Source organism: Stappia taiwanensis (assembly GCF_014635285.1).
GTDB lineage: Bacteria > Pseudomonadota > Alphaproteobacteria > Rhizobiales > Stappiaceae > Stappia > Stappia taiwanensis.
This window is the reverse complement of sequence record NZ_BMCR01000002.1, coordinates 283175-308887: the sequence shown is the minus strand read 5'-3', so window position 1 is coordinate 308887 and position 25713 is coordinate 283175. Positions and strand designations below refer to the sequence as shown.

The following is a 25713-nucleotide window of genomic DNA, read 5'->3' as shown; positions in this document are numbered from 1 at the left end:
TGACGACGATGGCGATCAATCCCTATGGCGGTTATGGCCTGCCGCGCCAGGTGTCCTATCTGACCAACCTGCGCACGCAGATGGATGACCTGGGGCGGCAGCTCGGCACCAACCTGAAATCCGACACCTATGGCGGGCTCGGTTCGGAACGGGTTCTCGACCTGTCGCTGAAGCAGCAGCTTTCCGAGCTCGGGGTCTACAAGCAGACCATCCAGATCGCCAATCTGCGGCTCGACACGCTGGACAAGACCAGTGAACGACTGGAAGCCATTCGCAGCGAGGGCAAGCAGGCGGCGGATCGCAACAATTTCGAGTTGTTCGGCAATGGCCGCACCTCCTCGCAGTCGGCGGCCGAGATTTCGCTGCGCGAGTTCATGGCCCATCTCAACACCGATGTCGGCGGGCGCTACCTGTTCTCCGGCAAGGCCGCGGATACGCTGCCGGTGCAGAGCCTCGATCATATTCTGGATGGCGACGGCAACTATGCCGGCCTGAAGACCGTGATCGACGAATACAATCAGGCGGATCTGGGTCCGCTCGACAACGGCCGGATGACCACATCCCGCACCGGATCCCAGGTGACGCTGGCCGAGGACGGGACCCATCCCTTCGGCTTCAAGATCGACAGCGTCGCCTCCGGCGCCAGCAATGTCACGGTCAACCAGACCGCCGGGCCGCCGGCCTCGCTGGATGTCGATTTCACCGGGCAGCCGGAGCCGGGGCAGGCGATCCGGGTGTTCCTGACCCTGCCCGATGGCAGCCAGAGCGAGTTGACGCTTGGCGTGGCCGGCGGGGAGGACGATCCGGACATCACCTTCCAGCGCGGTGCGACGCCTGATGACACGGCGCAGTTCTTCAAGGATGCACTCGACACGGCCCTGAGCGTGGCGGCGGGCACGGAACTGAAGGCGGCCTCCAGCATCCGCGCTGGCGAAGCCTTCTTCGACACGGCGCCGAAGTCGCCGGTGCCGCCGGGCTATCAGCCGATGGCCCGGGTGGTGCCGAGCGCAGGTCCGCCGGTGGATTTCTCGACCGCGACCAGCTTGCGGGATGGCACCGGGGATACGGTCAGCTGGTACACCGGCGACAATTCCGCAGGTGATCCGCGCAAGGATTCCTCTGCCCGGGTGGACGAGAACCTCTCGGTCAACTACGGCGCCCGCGCCAACGAGGACGGCTACCGGACGGTGGTGCAGTCACTGGCGGTGCTGGTGGCGGCGGATTTTTCCGCAGGCCAGCCGCAGAACGACAAGTTCTATCAGGAGATGGCGCAGCGGGTGAACGACGGGCTGACCCCGCCGGGGGCGGAAGCTTCGGGCATTCGCCAGAACCACATGGAATTCGCCTCGGTGCAGCGGACGGTAAAGGACGCGGAGGGCCGCCACCGGGTGGCGGAAGGTGCCGCCAAGGCGATGATCGACGGCATTGAGGGCATCAACAAGGAAGAGGTGTCCATGCAGCTTCTCACGCTGCGCAACACCCTTGAGATCAGCTATCAGGCGACCAGCATCACCTTGAACATGTCCTTGTCGAAGTACCTATAAGGGCGGCGTTCAGCGCCGCTCGCCTGGCGGCTCCGGCTCAAGCGGTGCTGGTCATGCCTGGCCCCTGCCAGGCGGGGCGTCGTCGCCTGCGGCGATGCGGCGAGAATGCCGTCATGATGCGGTAACCGGGCGCGCTGCGCCGGAAGGCATCGAGAGTTCAGCGAGATATCGGGAAAGAGCATGAGTGCTGAAGCGATTGCGCTTCAGCACGGCTGCGGACCTTTGTGGCCCGCAGGCAGGGCGCTGCGTTGTGCGCCGGGCAATGGATGCTGGGTGACCCTCTCGGGTGAGGCCGACCGGCGCGGCTCAGCCGCCGCGCAGGCCCTGGGCGATGTTGCGGTTGATCGAGATCAGCGTGGTCAGCCGTTCCGGCTTGGGATCGGTCATCACGTCCAGCGTGTGCTTGAGGATGAAGGCGCCGAGCGAGCCAAGGTTCTGCTTCACTTCCAGCGGAAGCGGGTTGTCCTGGCTGGTGACCGAGGTGGCGAGAATGGTCCACAGACGACGGTTGTAGGACAGCGCCTCATCGAGCGTCACCGGCCCGCCGGTGTCCCAATCATCCTTGACCGCCTGAAGACGGGCCGCCGCCTTCAGAAGAAGTGTCGCTTCCAGCTCCCTCGGATTGACCGTCGATTGGGTTGTCTGCTGGTATGCTGCGGTGGCCAGATTGTACATTCTCGATCAGTTCCCGTTCACATTCAACCAGGTCGCGTGCCCGTTTCAAGGCACCGTAGAGCGATCCGGTTAAGATCTCATTGTTGATGGCGTCAACGAGCTTGATGGTACTTGGAGCTGCCCGGATGAAATCGTCTATCAACTCAAAGTAGATTTCCCTGTGGCTCTCGATATCCTGGTTGAGGTACATCAACTGGACCGCCAGATAGATCCGCTTCGCCGGCGTGTTGGCGGTTTCCGCCGTGTAGATGTCTTTCTCACGCAGGAGCGGTTCCTTGCCCTCGATGAAGATATGCGTGCGGTGATCTCCATTGGTGATGACCGTGGAGCCGACGATGAATCGTTCGCGGGGGCGGAGTTCAATCTTGAGAGCCATAGAGTGACGGTCGCATAGGCGTAGACGTCAATCAAGAATAAACTGAATCTCAACTAGATTTTTTGTGCGCATATTGCGCGGTGGGAAATAATTACCTGGTAACTATACTTTGGGAGTGCGCGCTTGGGGTCAGCGCGAATAGGGCGGCGAATGGATCGCCGCCCCGAGGTTCTGGAGCCATCGTGGACCAGGTGCTTATTAGAAGAGCCGCAGCACTGCCTGGTCGGCCTGGGAGGCCATGGACAGCGCCGTGGTGGAGAGCTGCTGGCGGGTCTGCAGGGCCAAGAGGTTGGCGCCTTCCTCGTTGGTATCGGCCAGCACCAGGTTGTCCGCACCCGTCTGCAGGGTGTTGATCGCGGCCTTGGTGTAATCCTTGCGGATCTGCACCATCGACAGGCTGGAGCCGAATTTCGAGCCGGCCTCACGCAGGGTGATCAGCGCGTTGGCCAACTCATCGAGCGCGGCGTTGGCTTCCGAGTCGTTGAGGCTGGTGGTGTGGGTTATGTTGAGCCCGGAGGAGGTCAGATCCTCACCGGTCAGCTTCAGCTCCGACTTGGTGGCCGCATCGCGCTTTTCGTTGAAGGCAACGGTCAGCTTGGACGAGGAGCTGTTGATCAGGTTGATGCCGTTGAAGCTTGCATCGCCGGCGAGCTTGTCGATCTGGCCAAGAATGTCGTTGAACTGGGTGACCAGCTTCTGACGGGTCGAGGAGTTGGCGGCCGGATTGGCCTGGGTGGTGATCGACAGAACGTCGGCCGCACCGGCCGTGGCACCATCGGTGAAGCTGACGGCGGTTTCGCCGGCATCCACGTAGTCGCCATCGGCGGGTGAGGACAGGTCAACGTTGGTGTTGCTGCCAAAACCCAGCGAGGCGGCCAGCGAGGTGGCCTGGGTCGTCGCCGTGGAGGCGTCGCCGCCCGTGTCGGTGATCGTCAGGTTGACGGTCTGGGCATCCGAGCCGGTCAGCTTGAGCTTGCCCGCATCGGTGACTTCCGCGGTAACGATGCCCGAGGCGTTGATGACGTCCAGCGCATCGGCGACGGTGGTCACCGGACCGGAGCCGTCGGTCTTCTGGGTGGTGCCGATGACGATGTCGAAATTCGAGACCGTGCCGGTGTTGGTGTCGGTGGTCTGCACCTGGATGGTGTCGCCGGCGGCAAAGCCGAGGTTGGCGAAGGTCTGGCGCTTGGCTTGATCCTGGATCGATTCACCGGCAATGGGCGCAAGGCCGTTGGTCGAGATCGAGGAGGAGCTCTCGACCACGGTGCCGGCACCGGCTCCGCCGTCCTGCAGCGCCTGACGGGCGGTCGACTGGGCGCTTTCCACCAGCTTGGTGATAGCGGTGATGCCGTTGTCGGCGGCCTCGATCGTCTTGATGGCGTTGCTGATGCCGTCAAGCAGGGCGTCAAGGTCGTTGGCACGGGCCGACAGGGACTGGGCGGTGAAGAAGTTGGTCGGGTTGTCCAGCGCCGAGTTGACCTTCTTGCCGGTGGCAAGACGGTTCTGGGTGGTGGCCATCATGTCTGCGGTGTTCTGCAGCGTCAGCAGGTTCTGGCGCACACCGGCGGAAAGGGTGATATCGGGCATTCGGAAATCCTTTCAGGCCGTCCAGGATCGGCGCGAGTCTCTCTTCCTGAGATTTTTTGCAGCTTCTTACGCGATTTACTAACAAGACGTTAACAAGGCGCGGAAGCCCTCCCAAAATGCGGCAGAGAGCAAGGAATTCTTCACCATAATTGCAAAAACAACAAAAAAGACGGCGGGATTTCTCCCGCCGCCTCTGCGTCGTGATTCGGGTGATGCGTTCGTCTCTTAGAAGAGCCGCAGCACCGCCTGGTCGGCCTGGGAGGCCATGGACAGCGCCGTGGTCGAGAGCTGCTGGCGGGTCTGCAGGGCCAAGAGGTTGGCACCTTCCTCGTTGGTATCGGCCAGCACCAGGTTGTCCGCACCCGTCTGCAGGGTGTTGATCGACGCCTTGGTGTAGTCCTTGCGGATCTGCACCGTGGAGAGGCTCGAACCGAACTTCGATCCGGCCTCACGCAGGGTGATCAGAGCGTTGGCCAACTCGTCGAGCGCGGCGTTGGATTCCGTGTCGTTGAGGCTGGTGGCCTTGGTGATGTTGAGCCCCGAGGAGGTCAGGTCCTCACCACCGATCTTCAACTCCGACTTTGACGCCGCGTCGCGCTTTTCGTTGAAGGCAACGGTCAGCTTGGACGACGAGGTGTTGATCAGGTTGATGCCGTTGAAGCTGGAATCCTCGGCGAGCTTGTCGATCTGGCCAAGGATGTCATTGAACTGGGTGACCAGCTTCTGGCGGGTCGAGGAGTTCGACGCCGGGTTGGCCTGGGTGGTGATCGACAGAACGTCGGCCGCACCGGCGGTGGCGCCGTCGGTGAAGGTGACGGCGGTTTCACCGGGATCCACGTAGTCGCCATCGGCGGGCGAGGACAGGTCGATGTTGGTGTTGGTGCCGAAGCCGAGGCTGGCGGCCAGCGAGGTCGACTGGGTCGTTGCCGTGGAGGCGTCGCCGCCCGTGTCGGTGATCGTCAGGTTGACGGTCTGGGCGTCCGAGCCGGTCAGCTTGAGCTTGCCCGCATCGGTGACTTCCGCAGTGACGGTGCCCGAGGCGTTGATGACGTCCAGCATGTCGGCGACGGTCGACACCGGGCCGGAGCCGTCGGTCTTCTGCGTGGTGCCGACATTGATGCTGATGCTGGAGACCTGACCCGTCTCGGTGTCGGTGGTCTGCACCTCGATGGTATCGCCTGCGGCAAAGCCAAGGTTCGAGAGGGTCTGGCGCTTGGCCTGATCCTGGATCGATTCACCGGCGATCGGCGCAAGACCGTTGGTCGAGATCGAGGAGGAGCTTTCCACCACGGTGCCAGAGCCGGCGCTGCCGTCCTGCAGGGCCTGACGGGCGGTCGACTGGGCGCTCTCCACCAGCTTGGTGATGGCGGTGATGCCGTTATCGGCGGCCTCGATCGTCTTGATGGCGTTGCCGATGCCGTCAAGCAGGTTGTTCAGGTCGTTGGCGCGGGCCGACAGAGCCTGGGAGGTGAAGAAGTTGGTCGGGTTGTCCAGCGCCGAGTTGACCTTCTTGCCGGTGGCAAGGCGGTTCTGGGTCATGCCCATCATGTCTGCGGTGCTCTGCAGCGTCAGCAGATTCTGGCGCACACCGGCGGAAAGGGTGATGTCGGACATTCGGAAATCCTTTCTGGCTGTCCAAAAATCAGAGAAGCCTCGTCCTGAGGCTTGCCGCCAGACTAGGAGCGCAAAGACTAAATTAAGGTTAATGCCGCTTTACGGGGAACGCGATTTTGGCTGGCCTTGTAAAGGGTTGGCTAACCATGCGCGGCCGAACACAAAAAAGGGCGGCGGGATGACCCCGCCGCCCCTGAAGGCTTGGTCCGGCTCTGGGATCAGAGCAGACGCAGCACCGCCTGATCGGCCTGCGAGGACAGCGACAGGGCCGTCGTCGACAGGGACTGGCGGGTCTGCAGAGCCAAGAGGTTGGCGCCTTCCTCGTTGGTGTCGGCCAGCACCAGGTTGTCCGCACCCGTCTGCAGGGTGTTGATCAGGTCCTTGGTGAAGTCCTTGCGGATGCTCACCGTGTTGAGGTTGGAGCCGAAGGTCGAGGAGGTCTCGCGCAGGGTCGACAGTGCATTGCTGAGGCTGTCGAGGGCCGCGTTCGCCTCGCTGTCGCTCAGGCTCGACACGCTGGTCAGGCTGAGACCGGACGAGGTCAGGTCCTTGCCGCTGATCGTCAGCTCCGACTTCGAACCGGCGTCACGCTTCTCGTTGAAGGAGACGGTCAGCTTGGAGGAGGAGTTGTTGATCAGGTTGGTGCCGTTGAAGCTGGAGTCGGCTGCGAGCTTGTCGATCTGGCCGAGGATCTCGTTGTACTGCGACACGAGCTTCTGGCGAGACGTGGAGTTCGCGGCCGGGTTGGCCTGAGTGGTGATCGACAGGGTGTCGGCTGCACCGGCGGTGGCACCGTCGGTGAAGGTGACGGCGGTTTCACCGGCGTCCACGTAGTCGCCATCGGCAGGGTCGGACAGGTCAACGTTGGAGTTGGTGCCGAAGCCGAGGCTGGCGGCCAGCGAGGTGGCCTGGGTCGTCGCCGTGGAGGCGTCGCCGCCCGTGTCGGTGATCGTCAGGTTCAGCGTGTCGGAATCACTACCGGTAAACTTGAGCTTGCCGGCATCGGTGACTTCCGCCGTGGCAACGCCGGAAGCGTTGATCACGTCCACTGCATCCTTCACGGTCGTGACCGCACCGGAACCGTCAACCTTCTGAGTGGTGCCGACGGTGATGGTGATGTTCGACACAGAACCCGACGTGGTGTCGGTGGCCTGCAGCGTAATGGTATCGCCCGCGGCGAAACCGAGGTTCGAGAGGGTCTGGCGGTTGGCCTGATCCTGGATCGATTCACCGGCGGCCGGGGTGAGACCGTTGGTGGAGATCGACGAGGAGCTTTCCACAACGGTACCGGCACCGGCGCCGCCGTCCTGCAGAGCCTGACGGGCGGTCGACTGGGCACTTTCCACCAGCTTGGTGATGGCGGTGATACCGTTGTCGGCGGCTTCCAGGGTCTTGGTGGCATTGGAAATGCCATCCAGCAGGCCGGAAAGCTCGTTGGCGCGCGAGTTCAGATTCTGCGAGGTGAAGAAGTTCGTCGGATTGTCCAGCGCCGAGGTGACCTTCTTGCCGGTGGCAAGACGGTTCTGGGTCGACGCCATCATGTCGGCGGTCTTCTGGAGAGAGAGCAGATTCTGGCGAACGCCAGCGGAGAGAGTCACATCGCTCATTGGTCGTACCTTTCTGGTGCGTTTACGCAACGTATTCTCGTTGCAGTGCCAATGTAGCGCCGTATGGGGAGAGCATGTGTAAACACATATAGTTAACGTGAGTTATGGTTAATTTGAACTTGGCGGGCGAAAGACTCTGATCCCTCTACGGTTGCTGGGGAGGCGCGAGGTCTCAAAAAGATCTCGCCGAATCAGACTGAACGGGGATATTGATGCGGCGCGGCGACCGGCAGGGGGATGATCGTCCGCCGGTGCAAGACCAGCAAAACCCGCGAACGCGCCAGGCCCACCGCCTGAAGGCAGCGTTCGCCGCGAGCCCGAAAAGATCGCGAGATGAGTCTCTTCACCTTTGACACGTGTACGGTGGTCGCCGAGATCGGCATCAACCACAATGGCAGCATCGATCTGGCGCTGGAGATGATCCGGGCGGCCCATCGGGTCGGCTGCGATGCGGTCAAGTTTCAGAAACGCACCGTCGATGTGGTCTATTCCGCAGAGGAACTTGCCCGGCCGCGTGTCTCCCCGCTTGGAGAAACCAATGGCGATCTGAAACGGGGACTGGAGTTCGGCCGCACCGAGTATGAGCGGATCGCCGCCCTGTGCGCCGAACTTGGGATCGTCTGGTACGCCTCGCCGTGGGACGAGGCGTCGGTGGACTTCCTGGTTGCGCTCGATGTTCCCTATCTGAAGATCGCCTCCGCCTCGGTCACCGACAGGGGCTTGCTGGTGCATGCGGCCCGCAGCGGGGTGCCGCTGCTCATTTCCACCGGCATGTGCGATCTGAAGATCGTTGAGGCCGCGGTGGAGACGATCGAGGCGGCCGGCGGCGAGATCGCCTGTCTCTATCACTGCACCTCGACCTATCCGGCTCTGCCGGAGGAGATCAATCTCGCCGGCATCTCCACCCTGCGCGAGCGGTTCCCGCATCTGAAGATCGGCTATTCGGGGCATGAAGAGGGCATCCTGCCCAGCATCCTGTCGATTGCCTTTGGCGCGGTGTCGGTGGAGCGCCACTTTACCCTCGACCGGGCCATGTGGGGCTCCGACCAGGCCGCCTCCATCGACGCGGGTCAGATGAAGGAGATGATCGAGGGCATCCGTCTTGCCGAGAAACTGCGCGGCAACGGGGTGATCGATATTTACGGCCGCGAGCGTCCGATCATGGAAAAGCTGCGCCGGAAGGACACGCTGGCGTCATCGTGACAGCCGCCCTCACGCCTCACAGGGCGCCGCTGAAGGTCCTGCATCTTGCTTCCTTCGTCGGCAATCTCGGCGACAACGCCATGCATGACGGCGAATACCGGACCCGTGCCGCCGACCTGCCGTTCGCACTCGACCATTGCCCGTGCGAGGTGCGCCAGTTCATTCACTGGCGGGAGCGGGCCTTTGATGCGGCGTTCCTCGCCGAGGCGAACCGCGCCGATCTCGTGGTCATTGGCGGTTTCAGCCTGTTTCAGCTCTGGCGCGAGACAACGGTTTCGGGAACCTATCTGGAGGCGACGCCGGAGCTCTTCGCCGCAATCCGCCGTCCGATCCTGTTTCACGGGCTCGGCTGCGATGCCACGCGCGGTGTCAGCCCGCTGGCGGTGGAGCGCAGCCGCGCCTTCCTCGACGCATTGCTGGCCATGGATCATTGCCGCTTTTCCTTGCGCAACGACGGGTCGGTGGATCTGATCCGCGACCATCTCGGCGCGGCCTATGCGGATGCGATGGCCATTGTTCCCGACGGCGGCCTGTTCGCCGAGCCGGCGACCGGGGCTGTCCCGGGACTTGCCGAAGGTAGCCGCTTCATCGCTATCAATCTCGCCGGCGACATGCCGGACAAGCGCTATGCCGGGGCAGGCGGTGAGGATCTGACAAAGGCGTTCGCCGCCGATGTTGCCGCCGGGCTGAACGCGCTGTTGACCGCCGATGAGACGCTGATTTGCGTGTTCGTGCCGCATATCTACAGCGATTTCGGCCCCATCGGCGCGGTGCTCGATGCGCTGGACGACCGCTTGCGGCGCGAGCGGGTGGTGGTCGCCGGACTGGCGCAGGGAGAGGGCGGATGGGCGCCGACCTTCGATTTGTATCGCCGGGCCGAGGCGGTGGTGGCGATGCGCTATCACGCCTGTCTTGCCTCGATGGGCTTCGGCACGCCCGTTTTCGCCGTCGCCACGCACCACAAGATCGCCGGCCAGTTCGCCGCCTATGGTCTGGGGGCGCGCTGCCATGACTGGCGCGAGGGGACTGACCTTTCGCCGCTGTTCGCCGAGCTTGCGCGCGATCTTGCCGACCCGGCGCCGGTGCGGCAGCGGCTCGGTGACATCCGTGCCAGTGAACGAGCGGTGCTGAAGCGCTATCACGCGGATCTGGCCGGCTGGCTTGCCGGCCAAGTGGAGGGGCTGTTGTGACGTCGATCATCGACTGCTGTCTGGCGCTCTACGGGGCGCGGGACTATTTCGTGCGCTATCCGGCCCGCCCGGCGGCGGAAGAATACTGGGACGGCAAGGCCGATCCGGATGGCCGGGTGCGTGACCTTGCCTCCGAGCGCGATCAGCGCAAGGCCGATCTGGCCTATATCGCCGAGGCGGTCAACGCGCGCCCTTCCGGGCGGGTGGTCGATGTCGGCTGCGGCCTTGGCGAGTTGCTGGAGCAGATCGACGACCGGCACGAGCGGATCGGCATCGACCCGTCCGAAAAGGCGGTGGAGGTGGCGGCGGCCCAGAGCGGCGCGCAAACCTTGCGCGGAGAGCTGACGGGCGAGACGTTTCCGGCCGGCAGTTGCGATGCGATCCTGGCCCATCACGTGATCGAGCATATGGATGCGCCGGTGGAGTTCGTGCGCAGCGCCGCAAAAGCACTGAAGCCGGGCGGCCTGTTTGTGGTCGGTACGCCGAACTTCGCCAGCGCGGCAGCCCGCCTGTTCGGCGATCGCTACCGCTTGCTCCATGATCCGACGCATGTCAGCCTGTTTACCGATGAATCCCTGATGCGCCTGATGCGCGACTGCGGGTTCCGTATCCTCTCCGTGGAGTATCCGTTCTTCGGCACGCGGTTCGCGACCGCGGAGGCTTGGGAGCGCATGCTGCGGCCGGAGGAGGGGGTGTCACCAGCCTTCTGGGGGTCGTTCGTGACCGTATTTGCGGAAAAAGAGCAATGATCTGTGATGCGATCGTGCTGGCGCGCGGCGGGTCGAAGGGGATTCCGGGCAAGAACATCGTTCCGGTGTGCGGCAAGCCGCTGATCGCCTGGACCATCGAGGCGGCGCGAGAGGCTGGCTTCGTGCGGAATGTGATCGTCTCCACCGACAGCGAAGAGATCGCCGAGGTGGCACGGGCCTTCGGCGCGCTTGTGCCGATGTTGCGGCCAGCGGAGTTCGCCACCGACACCTCGCCGGCGGAAGCCTCCCTGCGCCATGCGCTCGATGAGATGTGCGCCCCGGAGAAGCCGGAGGTGGTGCTGTTTCCGCAAGTCACCTCGCCGGTGCGGCGCCGGGAGACGCTGGCCGGTGCGTTTCGCCACTTTTGCGAAGACGGGCTCGACTCGCTGTTCTCCGCGCGGCTGATCCGCAATTATATCTGGCGCAACCTGCCCGAACCGCAGCCGCTTTACGATCCGCACAACAGGTTGATGCGCCAGCAGATCCCGGCCGAAGACCGCTATTATCGCGAGACCGGCAATTTCTACCTGTTCCGGCGCGAGAGCTTCGAGCGCACCGGTTGCCGGCTGACCGGGCGGATCGGCTTCTTCGAGACCAGCGATGAGGAAGTGGTGGAGATCGACGAGCCGGATGACATCGCGGTCGCCGAACTGATGCTGGAACGGCTGGCGCGCAATCTTGAGGTTCACCCCATTCAGATGTGACGGGCCATCCAGATGTGAGGGATGTGGCGAGCGCGGGTCAGCCCCGCGCTGCCAGCCAGTCGCGCAGATCCGCTTCCAGCCGGGGCACCACCGCCTCGGCAGGCTGTTCCGGATCGAGCCGCAGATAGCGGGTTGCCGGCAACCAGGGCGGGGTTTCCTGGCCGAGCAAAATGGTGCCGGTCACCGGGCCGAAGCGCCAGGTTGGCACGCCAAGCGCGCCGGACATGTCGGCCACCGAGGTGTTGGCCGAAATCACCAGATCCATGCAGGCGGTGAGGGCTGCGGCGGTTTCCAGATCGTCGAAAAGATCGAGATCGTCCCAGCGGTGCAGGGTGATCGGCGCCTTTTCCTGAAGGGCGGCGATTTCCGCGCTGCGGTCGGTGTAGTCGAGCAGCACGAATTCGGCATCGGAGATGGACAGGAGCGGCAAGAGGTCGGCAAGCGCCAGATAGGAGCGCGCGCGCTGGCCGGTGCGGTTGCCACTGGTCCAGGACAGGCCAATGAGGGGCCGTGTGCCATCAAGCGGCGCACGCCGGCGCAACTCCGCAACGCGCGCCGGATCGGCAGTCAGGGTGGCGGGGCGCTCGGGAAAGGATGCGATATCGGGGCGCAGATGCGCTGGCAGCGCACCGAAGGCACACTGGCAGTCGAAATCCTCGCTGCTGAACAGGGCATTGGCGCCCTCGTGCCGGCGCTGGCGCACCTCGATTTGCGGGAAGTTGCGGGCGAGCAGCGGCACGACCTTTGGGTGACACTCGACGATGAGCCGGTCCGCGCGCTCTGCCAGTTCCTCGAACATGGAGGCGGAGCGCAGCACATCGCCGATGCCCTGATCGTCCCAGATCATCAGCGTCTTGCCGGCAAGCGGCTCGCCCTGCCATGTCGGCCGAGTGAAGCGCCGGGTGATCAGGCCCTTGAGCCGGGCTTCCACACGCCGTTCGGCGAGCGTCCAGCCCCGGGCCAGATCCCCTTGCGACAGCAGCGCCAGACCAAGGGTCATGGCGGCGTCATGGCGCTGCGGATCGAGCGTGAGCGCCTGTTCCAGCTCCACTGCGGCCTCGGCGAACCGGCCAAGGTGGTAGAGCGCCTTGCCGCGCAAAAGCCGGGCGTCCACGCCGGTAAGCCCCAGCCGGATTGCCTCGTCCGTCTCGGCAAGCGCGGCGCGGTAGGCGCCGCAGCCCCAATGGGCATTGGCCAGGCTGAGGTGGTAGCCGGCATCTCGCCCGACGGCGAAACGGTCGGCGGTGATGCGCAGCACCTCCAGCGCCTCGGGCGCGCGGTCGAGCTGGTTCAGCGCATCGGCGAGGGAGAGAATTGCCAGCCGGTGGGTCGGCTCGGCGGAAAGGACGAAGCGCAGGACCCGTTCGGCCTCCTCGTGCTTGCCCGCCAGGATCAGGGTCTGGCCGAATTCGACCAGGATCTCCGCGTTCTCCGGTGCAGCGCGGACGGCGGCGTCATAGGCGGCAAGGGCCTCGGCGAAACGGCCGGTCTGGCGCAACAGACCGGCGCGGCGATGCAGCAGGTCCGGCGTGGGCGCGGGGAGCTCGGCCAGCGCGGTTTCGATTGCCGCGATCTGCGCGCTGTCGTCGCCGAGCCGGTCGAGCCCGTCGCAAAGGTTGATCCGGTAGCGCTCTTCCTGTGGGGCGAGCCGGATCGCCCGTTCGAACAGGGGAAGCGCCCGCTTGGCAAACCCCTGTTCCAGGAAGCACAGGCCGAGAAGGTTCGCCGCTTCGGCGTTGTCCGGCTCCTGCTTCAGGATCTTTTCGTAAATCGGACGCGCGCGCGCCGGCTTGCCGTCACGCTGCAGGAGTAGCGCCTTGCGCATCTGGGTGAGGATCGTTTGGGAAGGTGCCGGCATCCAAGGGTCCGCGCTGGAGAAAACAGGCGCGGACTATAGCCGATTCGGCTTCATGAGGGGCGCGGCCGGCGTGACGGCGCGAAAGGCTCAAAGGCTGCGGTTGAGGCCGAGACCCGTCATGTCCTTGTGGGTGGTCTCGGCGAAGGCGCGGCGCAGCCGCAGCAGGGACTCATCCGGGATCTGGCGAAGGACCTCTCCAGTTTCCGTGTCGATGGCGCGGAACACAAGGGAATCGGTGACTTCGTCCCGGTATTCTTCCCGCTTCACCGGCTCTTGCGGAGAGGACGCGGTTTCCCGGTCATTTTCCGCCGAGGGGCGCAGGGCTTCGCTCGAGCGGCTGGGGGTAACCGCCTGCTCGGGCGGAATATCGGTGGCGACCGAAGGGGCATTGACCGGCTCGATGCTGCGCATCGCCGGTGTAGTGACCGAGTAGCCCGGTGTCCTGACTGCTCCAGGTTCCATCCCGTTACTCCTGCGCCTATGGCGGCGAAAGATAAATTCTTGCGTCGCCGTAGAGGTTTTTCCCGCGAACCTTGCGGAAGTTTGCCTCAGTTATCAATTCTCAAAATCATGATCTTCGACGGCATGTGGAATACTGATCTTGCCGTCTAGGAAAATATTTTTACAAGAAAATTCTGAATACTGCGTTAACGAAATCGTCAGGTTTTGAGCTGTGTTCGATCATTCCCGATTCGTTCCTGGAAGGGAAGAAATTTCGCGCGCAGGGCCGGGCGCCGTCCCTGTGAAAGGAGGCGGCGATGGTGGGCGAGGGGCTGGACGGGCGGGTGGCATGCTGGCGCGCTTTCCCACCGCGATAGGCTCGTTGTCGAGCAGCGGGGGCGCCGGGCGGTCAGAGTGACCGATTGATGGAGATGCCGTCCGCCAGGGTTGGCGCGCGCGGGGCGGTGCCGGCCGGTCCATAGGTGGTGGGTGCGCGGGTCGCGCCGGCGCCTTCGGCGACCTTGCGCATCAGGGTGTCGGAAACCTCGCGCGCCGTGGACAGGACGGCAAGGTTGACGCGCAGGATGGGCTGGAATTCCCCGTGGCGGCGCTTGAGCGCCTCCACGGCGCCCGGTGCCAGATTGCCAAGGGCGACAGCATGATCGCGCACGAAAGTCATGCCGCGCATGTAAACGCTGACCAGATTGGCTTTCTCTGGCTGTAGTTCGCCGGCTTCGGCGAGCTTGCCGGCCCGGACCAGTTCGGTTTCCGCCTCAATGACGGTGATGAGTTGATCCATGGCCAGGCGCAAGCGATCGCAGGCCGCCTCCGCCGCTTGCCGATCGGCGATGGTGCCGGAAAAGAACTCGGGCGCCAGCTCGGCGATCGCTTGGGTGTCGAGGCTCATTGTCCGTTGGTCTCCTGAAGAGCAAGCAGTTCGCGCTGGATGCTGTCGGCAATGCCGATGCCGCCGGATTTGGCGATGGTGTCGGCGTAGGTTTCCACCAGCATGCCGCGCCAGGCGTCCGAGCCCTGGCTGTCGCCCCAGCTTCCGCCTTCTTCCAGGCCGGCGAACATCTGCTGCAGCATGGTGTTGAGGAACACCGATTCAAACTCCTCGGCATTCTGGCGCAGGCCCGCGCCGGCGGCGCCCGTGGGCCGGGCCGGGCCAGCGGACATCATCCGCCCTTGCGCGGCGCCCAGAACGGTATCGATGGCGGGGGTGGTCATCACATCACCTCGATTTCGGCCTGGAGCGCGCCAGAGGCCTTGACCGCCTGCAGGATGGAAATCATGTCGCGCGGGCCGATGCCGAGAGCGTTCAGCCCATCGACAAGCTGCTGCAGGGTCACTGTCTGCGGCAGCACCGCCAGCCGGTTGTCGCTGGCATCGTCCACCAGGATGTCGGTGCGGGGTTCCACGGCGGTCCGGCCATTGGCGAAGGGCAGGGGCTGCACCACTTCCGGGCTTTCGGCAACGGTGACAGTGAGATTGCCCTGGGCGATGGCCACGGTCGAGACCTTGACGTTCTGGCCCATGACGATGATGCCGGAGTTCTCGTCGATGACGATCCGCGCGGGCAGGTCCGGCTCGATGATGAGCTGCTCAATGTCGGTGAGAAGATCGACGATGTTGCCGTTGAACTCGCGCGGCAGGTCAATGCGCACGGTGGCTGGATCGACCGGCTCGGCGGTCGGCAGGCCAATCAGCTCGTTGACCGCCAGCGCCATGCGGCGGGCGGTGGTCAGGTCCGGATTGCGTAGGGCAAGTCGCAGGCTGGTCATCGAGGCCAGCTTGAAGTCGATTTCCCGCTCCACCAGCGCGCCATTGGCGATGCGCGCGGAGGTGGGAACGCCGCGCACCACCGAGGCGGCATCCCCTTGTACGGAAAAGCCGCCAATGGCGAGGGGCCCTTGCGCAATGGCATAGACCTCGCCGTCGGCGCCGAGCAGCGGGGTCACCAGCAAGGTGCCGCCCTGCAGGCTTTCCGCATCGCCAAGCGCGCTGACGGCAACGTCGATGCGGGTGCCCTGGGTGGCGAAGGCCGGCAGGTTGGCCGTGACCATGACGGCGGCGACATTGTCGGTGTTGAGATTGAAGCCGCGGGTGTTGACGCCGAGCCGTTCCAGCATGGCTTCCAGGCTCTGGCGGGTGAAGGGGGCGTTGCGCAGGGAATCGCCCGTGCCGTGCAGGCCGACCACAAGGCCATAGCCGATCAGCTGGTTGTCTCGCACGCCCTCGAAGCTGGCGATGTCCTTGATGCGCGAGGCCGCGCTCGCCCCGGTGGCGGCGGAAAGCGCCGTCAGAAGAAGCAGGCAACGAAGGACATGTACGAGTGTCATCGGTCAGGATCCGCCTATGGAGCGCGCGCAGGCGCCAGGTTTGCCTTTCAGTATGCGAGCGGCGTGCCAAGTTGCGGCTTCGAGGCGAAAATATATAACGATATGAAATGTAAGACTAAAATACGGGGAAGGTGGAAGAGTCGCTGGCGTCGGGCGGCGGCGGTGGGCAAAACTTGCCGGGCCGTTAACGTTTCGTTTACCAAGCGGGAAAATCCTACAGGCGGAAGATGCCCTCCTCAAAGGCCGGTTCAGATCATGAGAATCACAGGATACACCCCCACATCCGGCGTCGCGGGACGCGCGAACAAGAAGCGCGTCGGGGGAAGCGGGAGCGGCTTCGACCTTCATCAGCAGGAAGAGGCTAGCGCTGCGGCAAGTGGCGGCGCGGCGGCCGGAATCGCCGGGCTCGACGCCCTCCTCGCGCTGCAGGAGGTGGAGGACCCGTTGGTGGGACGCCGCCAGGCCTTCGCTCGCGGTCACGATCTGCTCGATACGTTGGAGGCGGTGAAGGCGGATCTGCTCGGCGGACGGATTTCATCGGAGCGTCTGCAGCGGCTCGCAGGTCTGCTGGAGCGGCGCAAGCCGAGCGGCGACGCGGCCCTCGACGCCATCGTCGAGGAGATCGAATTGCGCGCCAGGGTGGAGCTCGCAAAGCTCGGTCATTTCCCCGGTTGAAGGGGTGGTGCAGACGCCCGGGGCGGGGCCCGCTTGGCGCGAAACCGTGCAGTTTCATGATAACTACATGAAAAATATAGGCGAAAATTGACCGCATTTTCCGCAAAGGCAACATTGTCGAGCGGGCACACTCCCGCTATATTCCGCCCGGCCTGTTAGGGAGTGGGAGCCGGAGCAGATTATGTCGGTTGAGCTGGATGCCGAGTATCGTCCGACCGAGGACGAAGTGTTCATGAACGAGCGTCAGCGGGAGTATTTTCGGAACAAACTTCTGAAGTGGAAGGACGACCTGCTTCAGGAGTCGCGCGAGACGCTGGCGAACCTGCAGGAGGAGAACCAGAACCATCCGGACCTTGCGGACCGGGCGTCGTCGGAAACCGATCGCTCGATCGAGCTGCGCGCGCGTGATCGCCAGCGCAAGCTGATTGCCAAGATCGATTCCGCGTTGGACCGCATCGCCGATGGGTCGTACGGATATTGCGTCGAAACCGGAGAGCCGATTTCTCTGAAGCGGCTTGAGGCACGACCGATCGCGACCCTGTCGCTGGAAGCGCAAGAGGCGCATGAGCGGCGGGAAAAGGTCTATCGGGACGATTGAAGCCACGTGGCCGGCCCGCGTCAGCGGGCTGGCCGTGAGCCTTGCGCTTTGGCTCCTCTGCGGGACAGCCCGGGGAGCTGAGTTCGCTCGGCCCTCAAAACGGGGGATGCCTCGACGCTCCCGGACCTGCGCGCTCTTGCGTACCGGATTCCCCTGAAAAACCTGTCACAACGCACAGCCCGGCAAGTCGGGCTTTTTTTGTGCCCGGACGTCTGTTGTGCCCGGATCGGAGGGCCGTGGAGGCTTTCATGTCTGCAGGCAGGAAAACGGCGGCGCAGGTCTTCCTTCGGGACGTATGCGGTCGCGCGCGAGGGTAATCCGGACTTCGAAAAAAAGCGGTTCAGTCGATTAAACTTTTGAGAAGAGTGCTGTGCTCTTTTTTGAAGGGGAATATCACCAGTTGGTAGAGATTTTGAATCTATAAAAATTTTGATCTGGGGGTGCGATGCGGGATGTTCTTTTGATCTTCGATGCAAAGCTTGAGAAGGTCCCGGTTTTCAGGACACTCTGGTCCATGTTCAGCGTGCGATCGGTGCCCTTCGCGGAGGTCGGGCCCGAGGACCTCACGCGCGCGACATGTCTGGTCGTGCATTCTTGTCTTGGGTCCGCGGAAGAGGTGAGGCGCCTGGAGCGGCTGGCCGGGGGCGTGCGCCTGCGGGAACAGACGATCTTTCTATCGCCGGACACCGGGCGCACGGCGCAGGTCCAGGCGAACTCCATCGGCATCGAACGCATTTTCGACCCGCGTAGCCGTGAGGCCGATGTCGTGGCTGCGGTCGCGGCGGTACTGGAGCAGGAACTGGACCGGCAACTGGAGACCTGTTCCCGGCAGATTGCCTCGGCGATCAAGCAGAGTGATCTGCTGCATCGGCGGCTCTGTTCGGCGATGCGCGGGAAAAAACCACTGCCGATGGCGGCTCTGGACCAGAGCGCGGCCAGTATTTGCGATGCGGTGGAAGACGAGGGGTTTGCCCGCTGGTTGAAGGCGATTGAGCTGCATCACGGACAGACTTGCCGCCACATGATGAACGTCGCGGGCACCGCCGTCGCGTTCGGGCGCTACCTCGGTCTGCCGCGCGTGGATCTTCTGCTTCTGGCCCAGGCAGGCCTTCTTCATGATGTCGGCAAGTTGTTCATCCCGATCTCGGTTCTGGAAAAGGACGGTCCGTTGACGGAAGCGGAGCGGGCGCAGATCGCCTGTCATCCGGAACGCGGTGCGAAGGCGCTCGCGCGCGAGCAAGGCGTGGACCGGCAGGTGATCGAGGCGGCGCTCTGCCATCACGAATATCTCGACGGCAGCGGTTACCCGAATGGCATCTCAGGCGACACGATCTCGCCGCTGGTGCGGCTCCTGACCATCGTTGACATTTTCGCGGCGCTTACGGAACGGCGTGCCTACAAGGAGCCGATGACGGCGCGCATGGCAATCGGCCACCTGATGCAGATGCGGGACAAACTCGATCAGCCTTTGTTGCGGGCGTTTCGCGGGCTGGTGCTGGAGCCGGTGTTCGCGGTCTCGAAGGCGCCGGAGCCGGCGCGTTCCGTGACCGCTGAAGGATGCCTCACCTATCGGCGTCACCCGCTGGGCGAGGTTGCCTGACAGGGACAGGGGTGATCGGCGGGGGCTTGGTTGGTTCCTTGTGATGTATCTCCAGGTTGGTCTGGGGCCGGTGGAAAGCTGAAACGGGCACGGCCTGCCGGGGAGCATTGGGCCGTGCCCGCTCACCGTTCACGCCTGGGGAGCGTTGGAACGGCTGGGGAGAGAACGTCTTGCCTTCGCCGGGGAGAGGCGGGCGAGACGGGATGGCCGGGGGAGGCCGGACGTAGCCTTTTCTGTCTGGTGCTGACGTGCCCCCGCACGGGCTTTTGCCCGCGCGGAATGGTGAGGAAGCTGCGCCTAGAAGGGTAAGACGATATCGAGCACCTGGCTGCCGTAGCGCGGCTGCTGCACATCGGTGATCTGGCCGCGTCCGCCGTAGCCGATCCGTGCCTCGGCGATCTTGGCGCTTTCGATGGTGTTGTTGGCCGAAATGTCCTCTGGCCGGACAACGCCGGCGACGATCAACTCACGCACCTCGAAGTTCACCCGAATTTCCTGACGTCCCTCGATCACCAGGTTGCCGTTCGGCAGCGACTGGGTGACCACCGCGGCGACCTTGGTCTTCAGCTTTTCCTCACGGTCAACCTTGCCCTTGCCCTTGAAGGTGGACGTGCCGGAACTGGTGACGAGGTTTTCCGAAGCGGTCCCGGCGGGCAGGAACAGGGTGTTGATCGCCGCGCCCACGGCACCGCCGGTCCCGCTGGAATCGCTGCCGACCCGATTGCGCTCGGTCTCGTTGTCGAACTCGGCCTTGTCGGAGATGGTCACCAGAACGGTGAGGATATCGCCGACCCGCGCGGCGCGCTGGTCCTTGAAGAAGGCGCGAGCGCCGGACCGCCAGAGCGAATTGGAGTTGTAATGCACTGATTGCGGCGTCGGCATGGGCATCTGCACCGGACGGTAGCCGGGGGTGGTCGTCGGGTCCTGGATCGCTGACAGGGCCGGAGCCTTGCCGACCTGGGACAGCCGGTCGGCGGCGCCGCAGCCGGCGGTGACAAGTGCGAGGGTCACAGCCAGCAGCGGCTTGGTGTAGCGGGCGCTCCCGTTCATCGGATCGTCTCCTGAAGCTGTGCCATGCGGTGGCGGGCAAGGCCGACCTCGACCTGGCCGCGCGCCTTGACGGTGCCGGAAACGGTCCGGCGGGATTGAAGGTTGAGAACGTCGATCACGTCCCCATCGGTGCCGTTGGCCAGTGCCTGTCCGATGGTCGTCAGGGTCATGCCGGCGACGCGGTAGTAGAGGGTGACCTTGTCGCCGCGCCGAACCAGGGTCGGCTCTTCGAAGTCGGTCTTCATCAGCGGCCGGCCGGGGCGAATGCTGCGCCGTGCGGCCAAGCCGGCGATGGCGGCCATGTCGGCCACTTGCTGGCCGGTCAGCCGGTTGCGGGGAATGCGGTGCGGCTTCAGGTCGGCGGCGGTGACGATGGCGCCCCGGTCCAGCGGTGCGGCGGCGGCAAAGACCGTGGCCATTTCCGTCGCCGTGCCGGTGACCTGGCGGCTTTCGAGCCGGGTGCCGGTGTGGATCTGCAGCCGCGCGCTGAGGCGGCCGGAGGCGGGGTGCCAGTTGATGGCGGTGACGCGTAGCGGATCGGGGATCGAGGCATCGGCGCGGATCATCTCCGGGGTGCCGGTGAAGGTGATCTCCAGCGCCTCTGGGTCAAGCTGCGGATGGCGCTCGACCAGAGCCGCGCGGATCGCGGTTTCCAGCTCGGAGGTGCCGATGGTGACCGCGAGACGCTCCACCGTGACCTGACGCAAGCCGTCGGTGCCGGCCGCCGCATAGCCGGCGGCGCGGGCGCGCTCGGCGACCATGGCGGCGGGGACCGTCCCCCGGGTGCCGAGATCGGGGGCGCGGAACAAGGGGGTTGCGGCCAGCGGGCCGGCGTCGGGGTAAAAGTCGCCCAGGGTGACGATGGCGGCGGCCACCTGAACCTCGGAGCGCAGCGCGCCGGCGGCAACGGCTGGCAGCGTGGCCGACAGCAGCAGCGACAGGGCAAGAACTGTCCGTGTGAACGACATGGGCTTCGCCTTCCGGGTCATTCTGGCGTCAGCGCAGGTTCGAGGTGGTGGCCGACATCTCGTCGGCGGCCTTGATGATGCGCGAGTTCATCTCGTAGGCACGCTGGGCGGCGATCAGATCGGAAATCTCGCCGACCGCCTCAACGTTGGCCATTTCCAGATGCTTCTGCATCAGGTCGCCGAAGCCGGCATCGCCCGGGTTGCCGACCACGGCGGCGCCGCTGGATTCGGTTTCCAGGAACAGGTTGTCGCCGATGGCCTCAAGGCCCGACTTGTTGACGAAGCGGGCGATCTGCAACTGGCCCAGCACCTGAATGGCATTGTTGGCGTCAAGCACCTGAACCTCGCCGACGGCGCTGATGGTGATGTCGCGGGCGTCCTCGGGAATGACGATGCCCGGCTGTACCGTGTAGCCGTCGATGGTCACGAGTTGACCGTTGGCATCGCGCTCGAACGAGCCGTCGCGGGTGTAGGCGGTGCCGCCATCGGGCAGGTCGATCTGGAAGAAGCCTTCGCCGCGCACGGCGACGTCCAGTTCCTTGCCGGTCGGGGCGACGTTGCCCTGGCTCATGATGCGCGCGGTCGCGGCGGTCTTCACGCCGGAGCCGATCTGCACGCCGGTGGGCACGATGGTGCCCGAGGCGGAGGAGGTGGTGCCCATCCGGCGCAGGTTCTGGTAGAGCAGATCCTGGAAGTCGGCGCGCTGGCGCTTGTAGCCGGTGGTGCGCATGTTGGCGACGTTGTTCGAGATGACCTCGACGTTCAGTTCCTGCGCCCGCATTCCGGTCGCGGCGATGTGAAGTGCCTTCATCTGAAACTCTCCTTTTCGCCGCTCAGGCCTGAACCGAGCCGAGCCGGTCGATGGCTTTTTTCAGCAGCTCGTCGCCATCCGCCATCATCTTCGAAACGGTGGTGTAGTTGCGGGTGATCTCGATCATCCGGGTCACCTCGGTCACGCCCTGGACGTTGGAACGCTCGATCGCGCCCTGAACGACGCGAATGTCATCGGCCGGCAGCGGATCGTTGCCGGCGAACAGATTGTCGCCGATCCGGGTCAGGGTCTGCGGATTCGCAAATTGCACGACCTTGAGCCGGCCGCGCACGCCGAGCGCACTGGAGATGGTGCCATCCTCGGCGATGGTGATGTCCGCATCCTCGGTTCCGAACGTCAGCGGGCCGGCTTCGCCAAGAACCGGGCGGCCATCGGCGGTCACCAGCTGCCCCGTGGAATCGAGGTGAAAGGCGCCGTTGCGTGTGTATTTCTCACCGTCCGGCGTCTGGATCGCGAACCAGCCTTCGCTTCCCAGGGCAACGTCGAAGGTGTTTCCGGTCATGGTCGTGGCGCCTGCGTCGAAATTCGACGACGCACCGTAGTCCAGCACGTAGGAATAGTTCTGATCCTGCTCCTGGAAGCTCGTGGCTTCCGCGACAGGCATCAGATATTCCTCGAACATCAGGCGCTGGGCCTTGTATCCGGTGGTGTTCATGTTGGCGAGATTGTTCGCCACCACGTTCAATTGATTGCGTAGGGCTGTCTGACGCGACAACCCGATCAGCAAGGAATTCTCCATCGTGTCCGTTCCTATGCTCCCCAGCGAGCGCCCATCTCCCCAGATCGGACGCTCGTTAACCATGAAGCACGGACCGTGCCAGTTTCTATCTCGTTGAAAACATTGAGGATGCCCTATCCTGAATGGCAAAAAAGTGGGAAGAAATGGGCCGCAGAAGTTTCCGCCCGGCAAAACTTGCCGCGTTCTGCAATCCGTTAACCATTTGGTAACGAACGGTTAACCATTATGACTTTAGAAACTAATCTACGCGCGAGGGCGGCGCGGATGAGGGGCAGGGAATGGCAGCCGAAGCGGACGCGGTCGAAGCCGAAGGCGAGGAGCAGGAAGGCGCTGGCGGCGGTGGTCGCAAGAAGCTGATCCTTATCGCCGTGGCTGTGGTGCTGCTGCTGATCGCCGGCGGTGCCGGGGTGTATGTCCTCGACATTTTCGGTGGCGGTGCGGCGCCTCGGGCGTCTGAGGAGCCGGCGGCGCCCGCGCAGCGCCCGGTGGTGTTCTACGATCTGCCCGAGATGACGGTGAACCTGTCGACCGACGGGCGTGCGACCTACCTGAAGGTGCGGATCGCGCTGGAGGTTCAGGACCGGGATGCCATCGCTCAGATCGAGCCGTTCCTGCCGCGCATTCTCGATGCGTTTCAGGTCTATCTGAGGGAGTTGCGGCCGGCGGATCTGGAAGGGTCGTCCGGCCTGTTCCGGCTCAAGGAGGAGCTTTTGCGCCGTATCAACACGGCGGTTTACCCGGCACGCGTCGATGGCGTGCTGTTCAAGGAAATCCTGGTTCAGTAGGTGTCCGATGGCAGCCGAAGAAGACGATCTTGGCAATATCGACGAGGCCTGGGGCGAAGCGCTGGCTGAACAGCGCGACGGCGAGGACGAGGACGACGAGGATCTGGCTGCCGCCTGGGGGGCGGCGCTGGAGGAGCAGGGCGTCGCTGGCGGCGACGACATGGCTGCCCAATGGGCGGCGATGATCGATGACAGCGAGCCGGAGCTTGAAAGCGCGACGCGCGGCGCCGACCGTATCCTCAACCAGGAGGAGATCGACAATCTCCTCGGCTTCAACATCGAAGACACGATTGCGGCCGACCAGAGCGGCATTCGCGCGCTCATCAACTCGGCAATGGTCTCCTACGAGCGTCTGCCGATGCTGGAGATCGTGTTCGACCGGCTGGTGCGGCTGACCACCACCTCCTTGCGCAACTTCACCTCCGACAATGTGGAGGTGTCGCTCGATTCCATTTCTTCTGTCCGGTTCGGCGACTATTTGAACTCGATTCCGCTGCCGGCCATCCTCGGCGTGTTCAAGGCCGAGGAATGGGACGGCTTTGGCCTTTGCACGGTGGAATCGAGCCTGATCTATTCGATCATCGACGTGCTGCTCGGCGGCGGCCGTGGCATGTCGGCGGTGCGCGTCGAGGGGCGGCCCTACACGACCATCGAGACCAATCTCGTGCGGCGGATGATCGAACTGATCATGCAGGACATGGAGATGGCGTTCTCGCCCTTGTCGCCTGTGCATTTCAATCTGGAGCGCCTGGAGACCAACCCGCGTTTCGCGGCGATTTCGCGCCCGGCCAATGCGGCCATCCTCGTCGAGCTGCGCATCGACATGGAGGATCGCGGCGGCAAGATCGAAATCATGATGCCCTATGCGACGCTGGAGCCGATCCGCGATCTGCTGCTGCAGATGTTCATGGGCGAGAAGTTCGGCCGCGACCCGATCTGGGAGGGGCATCTGGCCACCGAGATCTATGCCGCGGAAATCGACATCGATGCGGTGCTGTACGAGACCCACATGCCGCTTGGCCGGGTGCTCGATCTTCAAGTCGGCGAGACCCTGCTGTTCGACATTTCCCCGAATGACCCCGTGGCCATCAAATGCGGCGGCATTCCGCTGACATCGGGCACCATGGGCAAGGATGAAGACGCGATCGCGATCCGCGTCGACAAGGGATTGCAAAAACCAAAAATGACGCTGGCCGCATTCGAACGCGCCATGCAAAAAGAAATGGACCCGTCATGAGCACGCTGCCCGTTGGACTGATCATCGAAAGCCTCGTCGCCATTCTGCTCTTGGTGACCATTGGCTATTGCGTCGTCCTCAACAACCGGCTGAAGCGGTTGCGCGCCGACGAGGAAAGCCTGCGCGCCACCATTTCCGAGTTGATCACCGCTTCGGAGATCGCCGAACGGGCGATCCTGGGTCTGAAGGCGACCGCCGGCGAGGCGGACCGGACGCTGGGCGAGCGCCTGGTGGAGGCCGAGCGTCTGTCCCGGGAGCTGTCCGATCAGATCGGCGAGGGCAACACCGTGCTGGAGCGCATCACCCAGATTGCCGAAGCGGCGAAGCCGGCGGCGCAGGCAGCCCAGCCCGCAGCCGCGCCGGCGCCGCACGAGCCGGCGCCCGCCGCCCCGATCCGGGCCAGCGACATTCGCTCTGCCGCCATCGAGGCGAGCGCCCGGCTTGAGCACTTCCGCAAGCGCGCGGCGGAGCAAGCTGCGTGACAAGCCTGCGTCTGATCCCCACGCTCGTCATTGCCGCGAGCGCGCTGTTCCTGCTCAAGCTGATCGGCTTCGCGCTGAACGACGGCCAGGACGCGCCGTCGCCGGTGTCGGTGGCCGTGGCGCAGTCCGCTTCGGCGGCGGGCGGGTCTGCGGGGGAGGGCGCAGGAACGTCTTCGGAGACCACAGCGACGGGCGCGGGCGCGCCCGGTGCCGGTGGCCCCCAGGCCGATGGCGCGGCCGCCACCGCCGCGACGCCCGGGGAGACGGCACTGCCGCCAGGGGGCGGTCTGCCGGCCGGAAGCCTGGAACTGGGCGGTTCGATTGCCGAGCGCAAGGTGCTGGAGTCCCTGAGCGGTCGCCGCCGCGAACTCGACAAGCGGGAGAAGCAGTTCGACCTGAGGCAGGAAATTCTCAAGGCGAGCGAGGCACGGTTGCAGAAGAAGGTCGAGGACCTGAAGGCGCTGGAAGCCAGCATCAAGTCGCTGCAGGAAGAGCGGGAAGAAAAGCGCAACGAGGAACTGCGCGATCTGGTTATCATGTATGAATCCATGAAGGCCAAGGACGCGGCGCGCATTTTCAACCGGCTGGACCTGGATATCCTCTTGCAGGTCGCCAAGCAGATGAAGCCGCGCAAGATGGCCGACGTGATGGCGCGCATGTCTCCGGAGGCCAGTGAGCGGTTGACCGTTGCGCTGGTCAAGGGCGGTGAAGCGGCCATGGCCACCGTGGAAACGGTTCCGGCCGAACTTCCGAAAATTCGGGGAAACTGACCGGCAAACGGGCTGTTGGCCCGGTGGGGCTTGCCCCGATGCGTGAAAGGTGGCGTTAAGTCGCCATGCGTAAACTGAGCGCTCGAA

The 25713-nt window shown here is 64.2% G+C and carries 26 protein-coding genes; 12 read left to right on the top strand and 14 right to left on the bottom strand.

Annotated elements, in window-relative coordinates:
• The first annotated feature begins 8 nt into the window (after positions 1 to 8).
• The gene (locus tag IEV83_RS05345; protein WP_181758639.1) at positions 9 to 1544 is read left to right on the top strand and encodes a flagellar protein; all 1536 of its coding nucleotides are present in this window, start codon (positions 9 to 11) and stop codon (positions 1542 to 1544) included.
• A 306-nt stretch (positions 1545 to 1850) separates the two neighbouring features.
• Here the strand turns inward: IEV83_RS05345 and flaF are convergent, their stop codons facing one another.
• The 5 genes from flaF to IEV83_RS05320 form a co-directional block, all read right to left on the bottom strand.
• Positions 1851 to 2219 carry a flagellar biosynthesis regulator FlaF gene (flaF, locus tag IEV83_RS05340; protein ID WP_181758640.1) on the bottom strand — a complete coding sequence of 123 codons (369 nt, stop codon included), beginning with the start codon at positions 2217 to 2219 and terminating at the stop codon, positions 1851 to 1853.
• Entirely contained in the window at positions 2101 to 2595 is a 495-nt protein-coding gene (gene flbT, locus IEV83_RS05335; protein WP_181758641.1) for a flagellar biosynthesis repressor FlbT, read from the bottom strand. The genes flaF and flbT overlap by 119 nt, the downstream gene beginning before the upstream one ends.
• Before the next feature lie 198 nt (positions 2596 to 2793).
• The gene (locus IEV83_RS20340) at positions 2794 to 4182 is read right to left on the bottom strand and encodes a flagellin N-terminal helical domain-containing protein (RefSeq protein WP_181758642.1); all 1389 of its coding nucleotides are present in this window, start codon (positions 4180 to 4182) and stop codon (positions 2794 to 2796) included.
• A gap of 225 nt (positions 4183 to 4407) precedes the next feature.
• Positions 4408 to 5796 carry a flagellin N-terminal helical domain-containing protein gene (locus IEV83_RS05325; RefSeq protein WP_181758643.1) on the bottom strand — a complete coding sequence of 463 codons (1389 nt, stop codon included), beginning with the start codon at positions 5794 to 5796 and terminating at the stop codon, positions 4408 to 4410.
• A gap of 218 nt (positions 5797 to 6014) precedes the next feature.
• The gene (locus IEV83_RS05320; protein ID WP_181758644.1) at positions 6015 to 7403 is read right to left on the bottom strand and encodes a flagellin N-terminal helical domain-containing protein; all 1389 of its coding nucleotides are present in this window, start codon (positions 7401 to 7403) and stop codon (positions 6015 to 6017) included.
• A gap of 333 nt (positions 7404 to 7736) precedes the next feature.
• Between IEV83_RS05320 and IEV83_RS05315 the strand changes: the two genes are divergently transcribed.
• From IEV83_RS05315 to IEV83_RS05300, 4 genes are read left to right on the top strand one after another with little or no spacing between them, the layout of a single operon-like run.
• Positions 7737 to 8606 carry an N-acetylneuraminate synthase family protein gene (locus IEV83_RS05315; protein WP_181758645.1) on the top strand — a complete coding sequence of 290 codons (870 nt, stop codon included), beginning with the start codon at positions 7737 to 7739 and terminating at the stop codon, positions 8604 to 8606.
• Positions 8603 to 9796: a polysaccharide pyruvyl transferase family protein gene (locus IEV83_RS05310; protein ID WP_181758646.1), complete on the top strand. Its 1194-nt coding sequence runs from the start codon at positions 8603 to 8605 to the stop codon at positions 9794 to 9796. The genes IEV83_RS05315 and IEV83_RS05310 overlap by 4 nt, the downstream gene beginning before the upstream one ends.
• Positions 9793 to 10545 carry a class I SAM-dependent methyltransferase gene (locus IEV83_RS05305; RefSeq protein WP_181758647.1) on the top strand — a complete coding sequence of 251 codons (753 nt, stop codon included), beginning with the start codon at positions 9793 to 9795 and terminating at the stop codon, positions 10543 to 10545. The genes IEV83_RS05310 and IEV83_RS05305 overlap by 4 nt, the downstream gene beginning before the upstream one ends.
• Positions 10542 to 11249, top strand: a complete 708-nt coding sequence (locus tag IEV83_RS05300) for an acylneuraminate cytidylyltransferase family protein (RefSeq protein WP_181758648.1) — start codon at positions 10542 to 10544, stop codon at positions 11247 to 11249. Before IEV83_RS05305 ends, IEV83_RS05300 begins: the two co-directional genes overlap by 4 nt.
• 37 nt (positions 11250 to 11286) lie before the next feature.
• Here IEV83_RS05300 and IEV83_RS05295 read toward each other — a convergent pair whose 3' ends face one another.
• From IEV83_RS05295 to IEV83_RS05275, 5 genes are all read right to left on the bottom strand, one after another.
• Positions 11287 to 13107, bottom strand: a complete 1821-nt coding sequence (locus tag IEV83_RS05295) for a tetratricopeptide repeat protein (RefSeq protein WP_181758649.1) — start codon at positions 13105 to 13107, stop codon at positions 11287 to 11289.
• A gap of 87 nt (positions 13108 to 13194) precedes the next feature.
• The gene (locus IEV83_RS05290; RefSeq protein WP_181758650.1) at positions 13195 to 13569 is read right to left on the bottom strand and encodes a flagellar protein FlaG; all 375 of its coding nucleotides are present in this window, start codon (positions 13567 to 13569) and stop codon (positions 13195 to 13197) included.
• 388 nt (positions 13570 to 13957) lie between these two features.
• Positions 13958 to 14455: a hypothetical protein gene (locus IEV83_RS05285; RefSeq protein WP_209002984.1), complete on the bottom strand. Its 498-nt coding sequence runs from the start codon at positions 14453 to 14455 to the stop codon at positions 13958 to 13960.
• The gene (locus IEV83_RS05280; protein ID WP_209002983.1) at positions 14452 to 14778 is read right to left on the bottom strand and encodes a rod-binding protein; all 327 of its coding nucleotides are present in this window, start codon (positions 14776 to 14778) and stop codon (positions 14452 to 14454) included. Before IEV83_RS05280 ends, IEV83_RS05285 begins: the two co-directional genes overlap by 4 nt.
• Positions 14778 to 15890: a flagellar basal body P-ring protein FlgI gene (locus IEV83_RS05275; RefSeq protein WP_181758651.1), complete on the bottom strand. Its 1113-nt coding sequence runs from the start codon at positions 15888 to 15890 to the stop codon at positions 14778 to 14780. Before IEV83_RS05275 ends, IEV83_RS05280 begins: the two co-directional genes overlap by 1 nt.
• A 255-nt stretch (positions 15891 to 16145) precedes the next feature.
• On the opposite strand from IEV83_RS05275, the gene IEV83_RS05270 reads away from it, so the two are divergent.
• From IEV83_RS05270 to IEV83_RS05260, 3 genes are all read left to right on the top strand, one after another.
• Positions 16146 to 16565 (top strand): flagellar assembly protein FliX, encoded by a 420-nt coding sequence (locus IEV83_RS05270; protein ID WP_181758652.1) that lies wholly within the window; start codon positions 16146 to 16148, stop codon positions 16563 to 16565.
• Between the two features lie 181 nt (positions 16566 to 16746).
• The gene (gene dksA / locus IEV83_RS05265; protein WP_181758653.1) at positions 16747 to 17163 is read left to right on the top strand and encodes an RNA polymerase-binding protein DksA; all 417 of its coding nucleotides are present in this window, start codon (positions 16747 to 16749) and stop codon (positions 17161 to 17163) included.
• Between the two features lie 616 nt (positions 17164 to 17779).
• Positions 17780 to 18763, top strand: coding sequence for an HD-GYP domain-containing protein (locus tag IEV83_RS05260; protein ID WP_181758654.1), 984 nt, complete (start codon positions 17780 to 17782; stop codon positions 18761 to 18763).
• 297 nt (positions 18764 to 19060) lie between these two features.
• Here IEV83_RS05260 and flgH read toward each other — a convergent pair whose 3' ends face one another.
• The 4 genes from flgH to flgF are packed head-to-tail and all read right to left on the bottom strand — an operon-like array spanning position 19061 to position 22352.
• Entirely contained in the window at positions 19061 to 19813 is a 753-nt protein-coding gene (gene flgH / locus IEV83_RS05255) for a flagellar basal body L-ring protein FlgH (protein WP_181758655.1), read from the bottom strand.
• Complete coding sequence (gene flgA, locus IEV83_RS05250; RefSeq protein WP_181758656.1) at positions 19810 to 20781, bottom strand: flagellar basal body P-ring formation chaperone FlgA; 972 nt, start codon at positions 20779 to 20781, stop codon at positions 19810 to 19812. The genes flgH and flgA overlap by 4 nt, the downstream gene beginning before the upstream one ends.
• A gap of 28 nt (positions 20782 to 20809) precedes the next feature.
• On the bottom strand, positions 20810 to 21592 hold the full coding sequence (flgG, locus tag IEV83_RS05245; RefSeq protein ID WP_181758657.1) for a flagellar basal-body rod protein FlgG: 783 nt from the start codon (positions 21590 to 21592) through the stop codon (positions 20810 to 20812).
• Positions 21593 to 21614: 22 nt separating this feature from the next.
• On the bottom strand, positions 21615 to 22352 hold the full coding sequence (flgF, locus tag IEV83_RS05240; protein WP_181758658.1) for a flagellar basal-body rod protein FlgF: 738 nt from the start codon (positions 22350 to 22352) through the stop codon (positions 21615 to 21617).
• A gap of 278 nt (positions 22353 to 22630) precedes the next feature.
• Here flgF and IEV83_RS05235 point away from each other — a divergent pair, with 278 nt between their 5' ends.
• From IEV83_RS05235 to IEV83_RS05220, 4 genes are read left to right on the top strand one after another with little or no spacing between them, the layout of a single operon-like run.
• Positions 22631 to 23137 carry a flagellar basal body-associated FliL family protein gene (locus IEV83_RS05235; RefSeq protein ID WP_181758659.1) on the top strand — a complete coding sequence of 169 codons (507 nt, stop codon included), beginning with the start codon at positions 22631 to 22633 and terminating at the stop codon, positions 23135 to 23137.
• 7 nt (positions 23138 to 23144) lie between these two features.
• Positions 23145 to 24374, top strand: coding sequence for a flagellar motor switch protein FliM (gene fliM, locus IEV83_RS05230; RefSeq protein ID WP_181758660.1), 1230 nt, complete (start codon positions 23145 to 23147; stop codon positions 24372 to 24374).
• Positions 24371 to 24856: a DUF6468 domain-containing protein gene (locus IEV83_RS05225; protein ID WP_181758661.1), complete on the top strand. Its 486-nt coding sequence runs from the start codon at positions 24371 to 24373 to the stop codon at positions 24854 to 24856. The genes fliM and IEV83_RS05225 overlap by 4 nt, the downstream gene beginning before the upstream one ends.
• Positions 24853 to 25626 carry a MotE family protein gene (locus IEV83_RS05220; protein ID WP_181758662.1) on the top strand — a complete coding sequence of 258 codons (774 nt, stop codon included), beginning with the start codon at positions 24853 to 24855 and terminating at the stop codon, positions 25624 to 25626. Before IEV83_RS05225 ends, IEV83_RS05220 begins: the two co-directional genes overlap by 4 nt.
• Positions 25627 to 25713 lie beyond the last annotated feature (87 nt).

Bases quoted from the DNA above. Each gene is read 5' to 3' on its own strand.
- IEV83_RS05280 (WP_209002983.1), bottom strand. From the start codon at position 14,778: ATGACCACCCCCGCCATCGATACCGTTCTGGGCGCCGCGCAAGGGCGG.
- flgF (WP_181758658.1), bottom strand. From the start codon at position 22,352: ATGGAGAATTCCTTGCTGATCGGGTTGTCGCGTCAGACAGCCCTACGC.
- flgG (WP_181758657.1), bottom strand. From the start codon at position 21,592: ATGAAGGCACTTCACATCGCCGCGACCGGAATGCGGGCGCAGGAACTG.
- IEV83_RS05300 (WP_181758648.1), top strand. From the start codon at position 10,542: ATGATCTGTGATGCGATCGTGCTGGCGCGCGGCGGGTCGAAGGGGATT.
- flgA (WP_181758656.1), bottom strand. From the start codon at position 20,781: ATGTCGTTCACACGGACAGTTCTTGCCCTGTCGCTGCTGCTGTCGGCC.
- IEV83_RS05285 (WP_209002984.1), bottom strand. From the start codon at position 14,455: ATGAGCCTCGACACCCAAGCGATCGCCGAGCTGGCGCCCGAGTTCTTT.
- fliM (WP_181758660.1), top strand. From the start codon at position 23,145: ATGGCAGCCGAAGAAGACGATCTTGGCAATATCGACGAGGCCTGGGGC.
- IEV83_RS20340 (WP_181758642.1), bottom strand. From the start codon at position 4,182: ATGCCCGATATCACCCTTTCCGCCGGTGTGCGCCAGAACCTGCTGACG.
- IEV83_RS05270 (WP_181758652.1), top strand. From the start codon at position 16,146: ATGAGAATCACAGGATACACCCCCACATCCGGCGTCGCGGGACGCGCG.
- IEV83_RS05345 (WP_181758639.1), top strand. From the start codon at position 9: ATGGCGATCAATCCCTATGGCGGTTATGGCCTGCCGCGCCAGGTGTCC.
- dksA (WP_181758653.1), top strand. From the start codon at position 16,747: ATGTCGGTTGAGCTGGATGCCGAGTATCGTCCGACCGAGGACGAAGTG.
- IEV83_RS05315 (WP_181758645.1), top strand. From the start codon at position 7,737: ATGAGTCTCTTCACCTTTGACACGTGTACGGTGGTCGCCGAGATCGGC.
- IEV83_RS05225 (WP_181758661.1), top strand. From the start codon at position 24,371: ATGAGCACGCTGCCCGTTGGACTGATCATCGAAAGCCTCGTCGCCATT.
- IEV83_RS05325 (WP_181758643.1), bottom strand. From the start codon at position 5,796: ATGTCCGACATCACCCTTTCCGCCGGTGTGCGCCAGAATCTGCTGACG.
- IEV83_RS05295 (WP_181758649.1), bottom strand. From the start codon at position 13,107: ATGCCGGCACCTTCCCAAACGATCCTCACCCAGATGCGCAAGGCGCTA.
- IEV83_RS05235 (WP_181758659.1), top strand. From the start codon at position 22,631: ATGGCAGCCGAAGCGGACGCGGTCGAAGCCGAAGGCGAGGAGCAGGAA.
- flgH (WP_181758655.1), bottom strand. From the start codon at position 19,813: ATGAACGGGAGCGCCCGCTACACCAAGCCGCTGCTGGCTGTGACCCTC.
- flbT (WP_181758641.1), bottom strand. From the start codon at position 2,595: ATGGCTCTCAAGATTGAACTCCGCCCCCGCGAACGATTCATCGTCGGC.
- flaF (WP_181758640.1), bottom strand. From the start codon at position 2,219: ATGTACAATCTGGCCACCGCAGCATACCAGCAGACAACCCAATCGACG.
- IEV83_RS05320 (WP_181758644.1), bottom strand. From the start codon at position 7,403: ATGAGCGATGTGACTCTCTCCGCTGGCGTTCGCCAGAATCTGCTCTCT.
- IEV83_RS05290 (WP_181758650.1), bottom strand. From the start codon at position 13,569: ATGGAACCTGGAGCAGTCAGGACACCGGGCTACTCGGTCACTACACCG.
- IEV83_RS05275 (WP_181758651.1), bottom strand. From the start codon at position 15,890: ATGACACTCGTACATGTCCTTCGTTGCCTGCTTCTTCTGACGGCGCTT.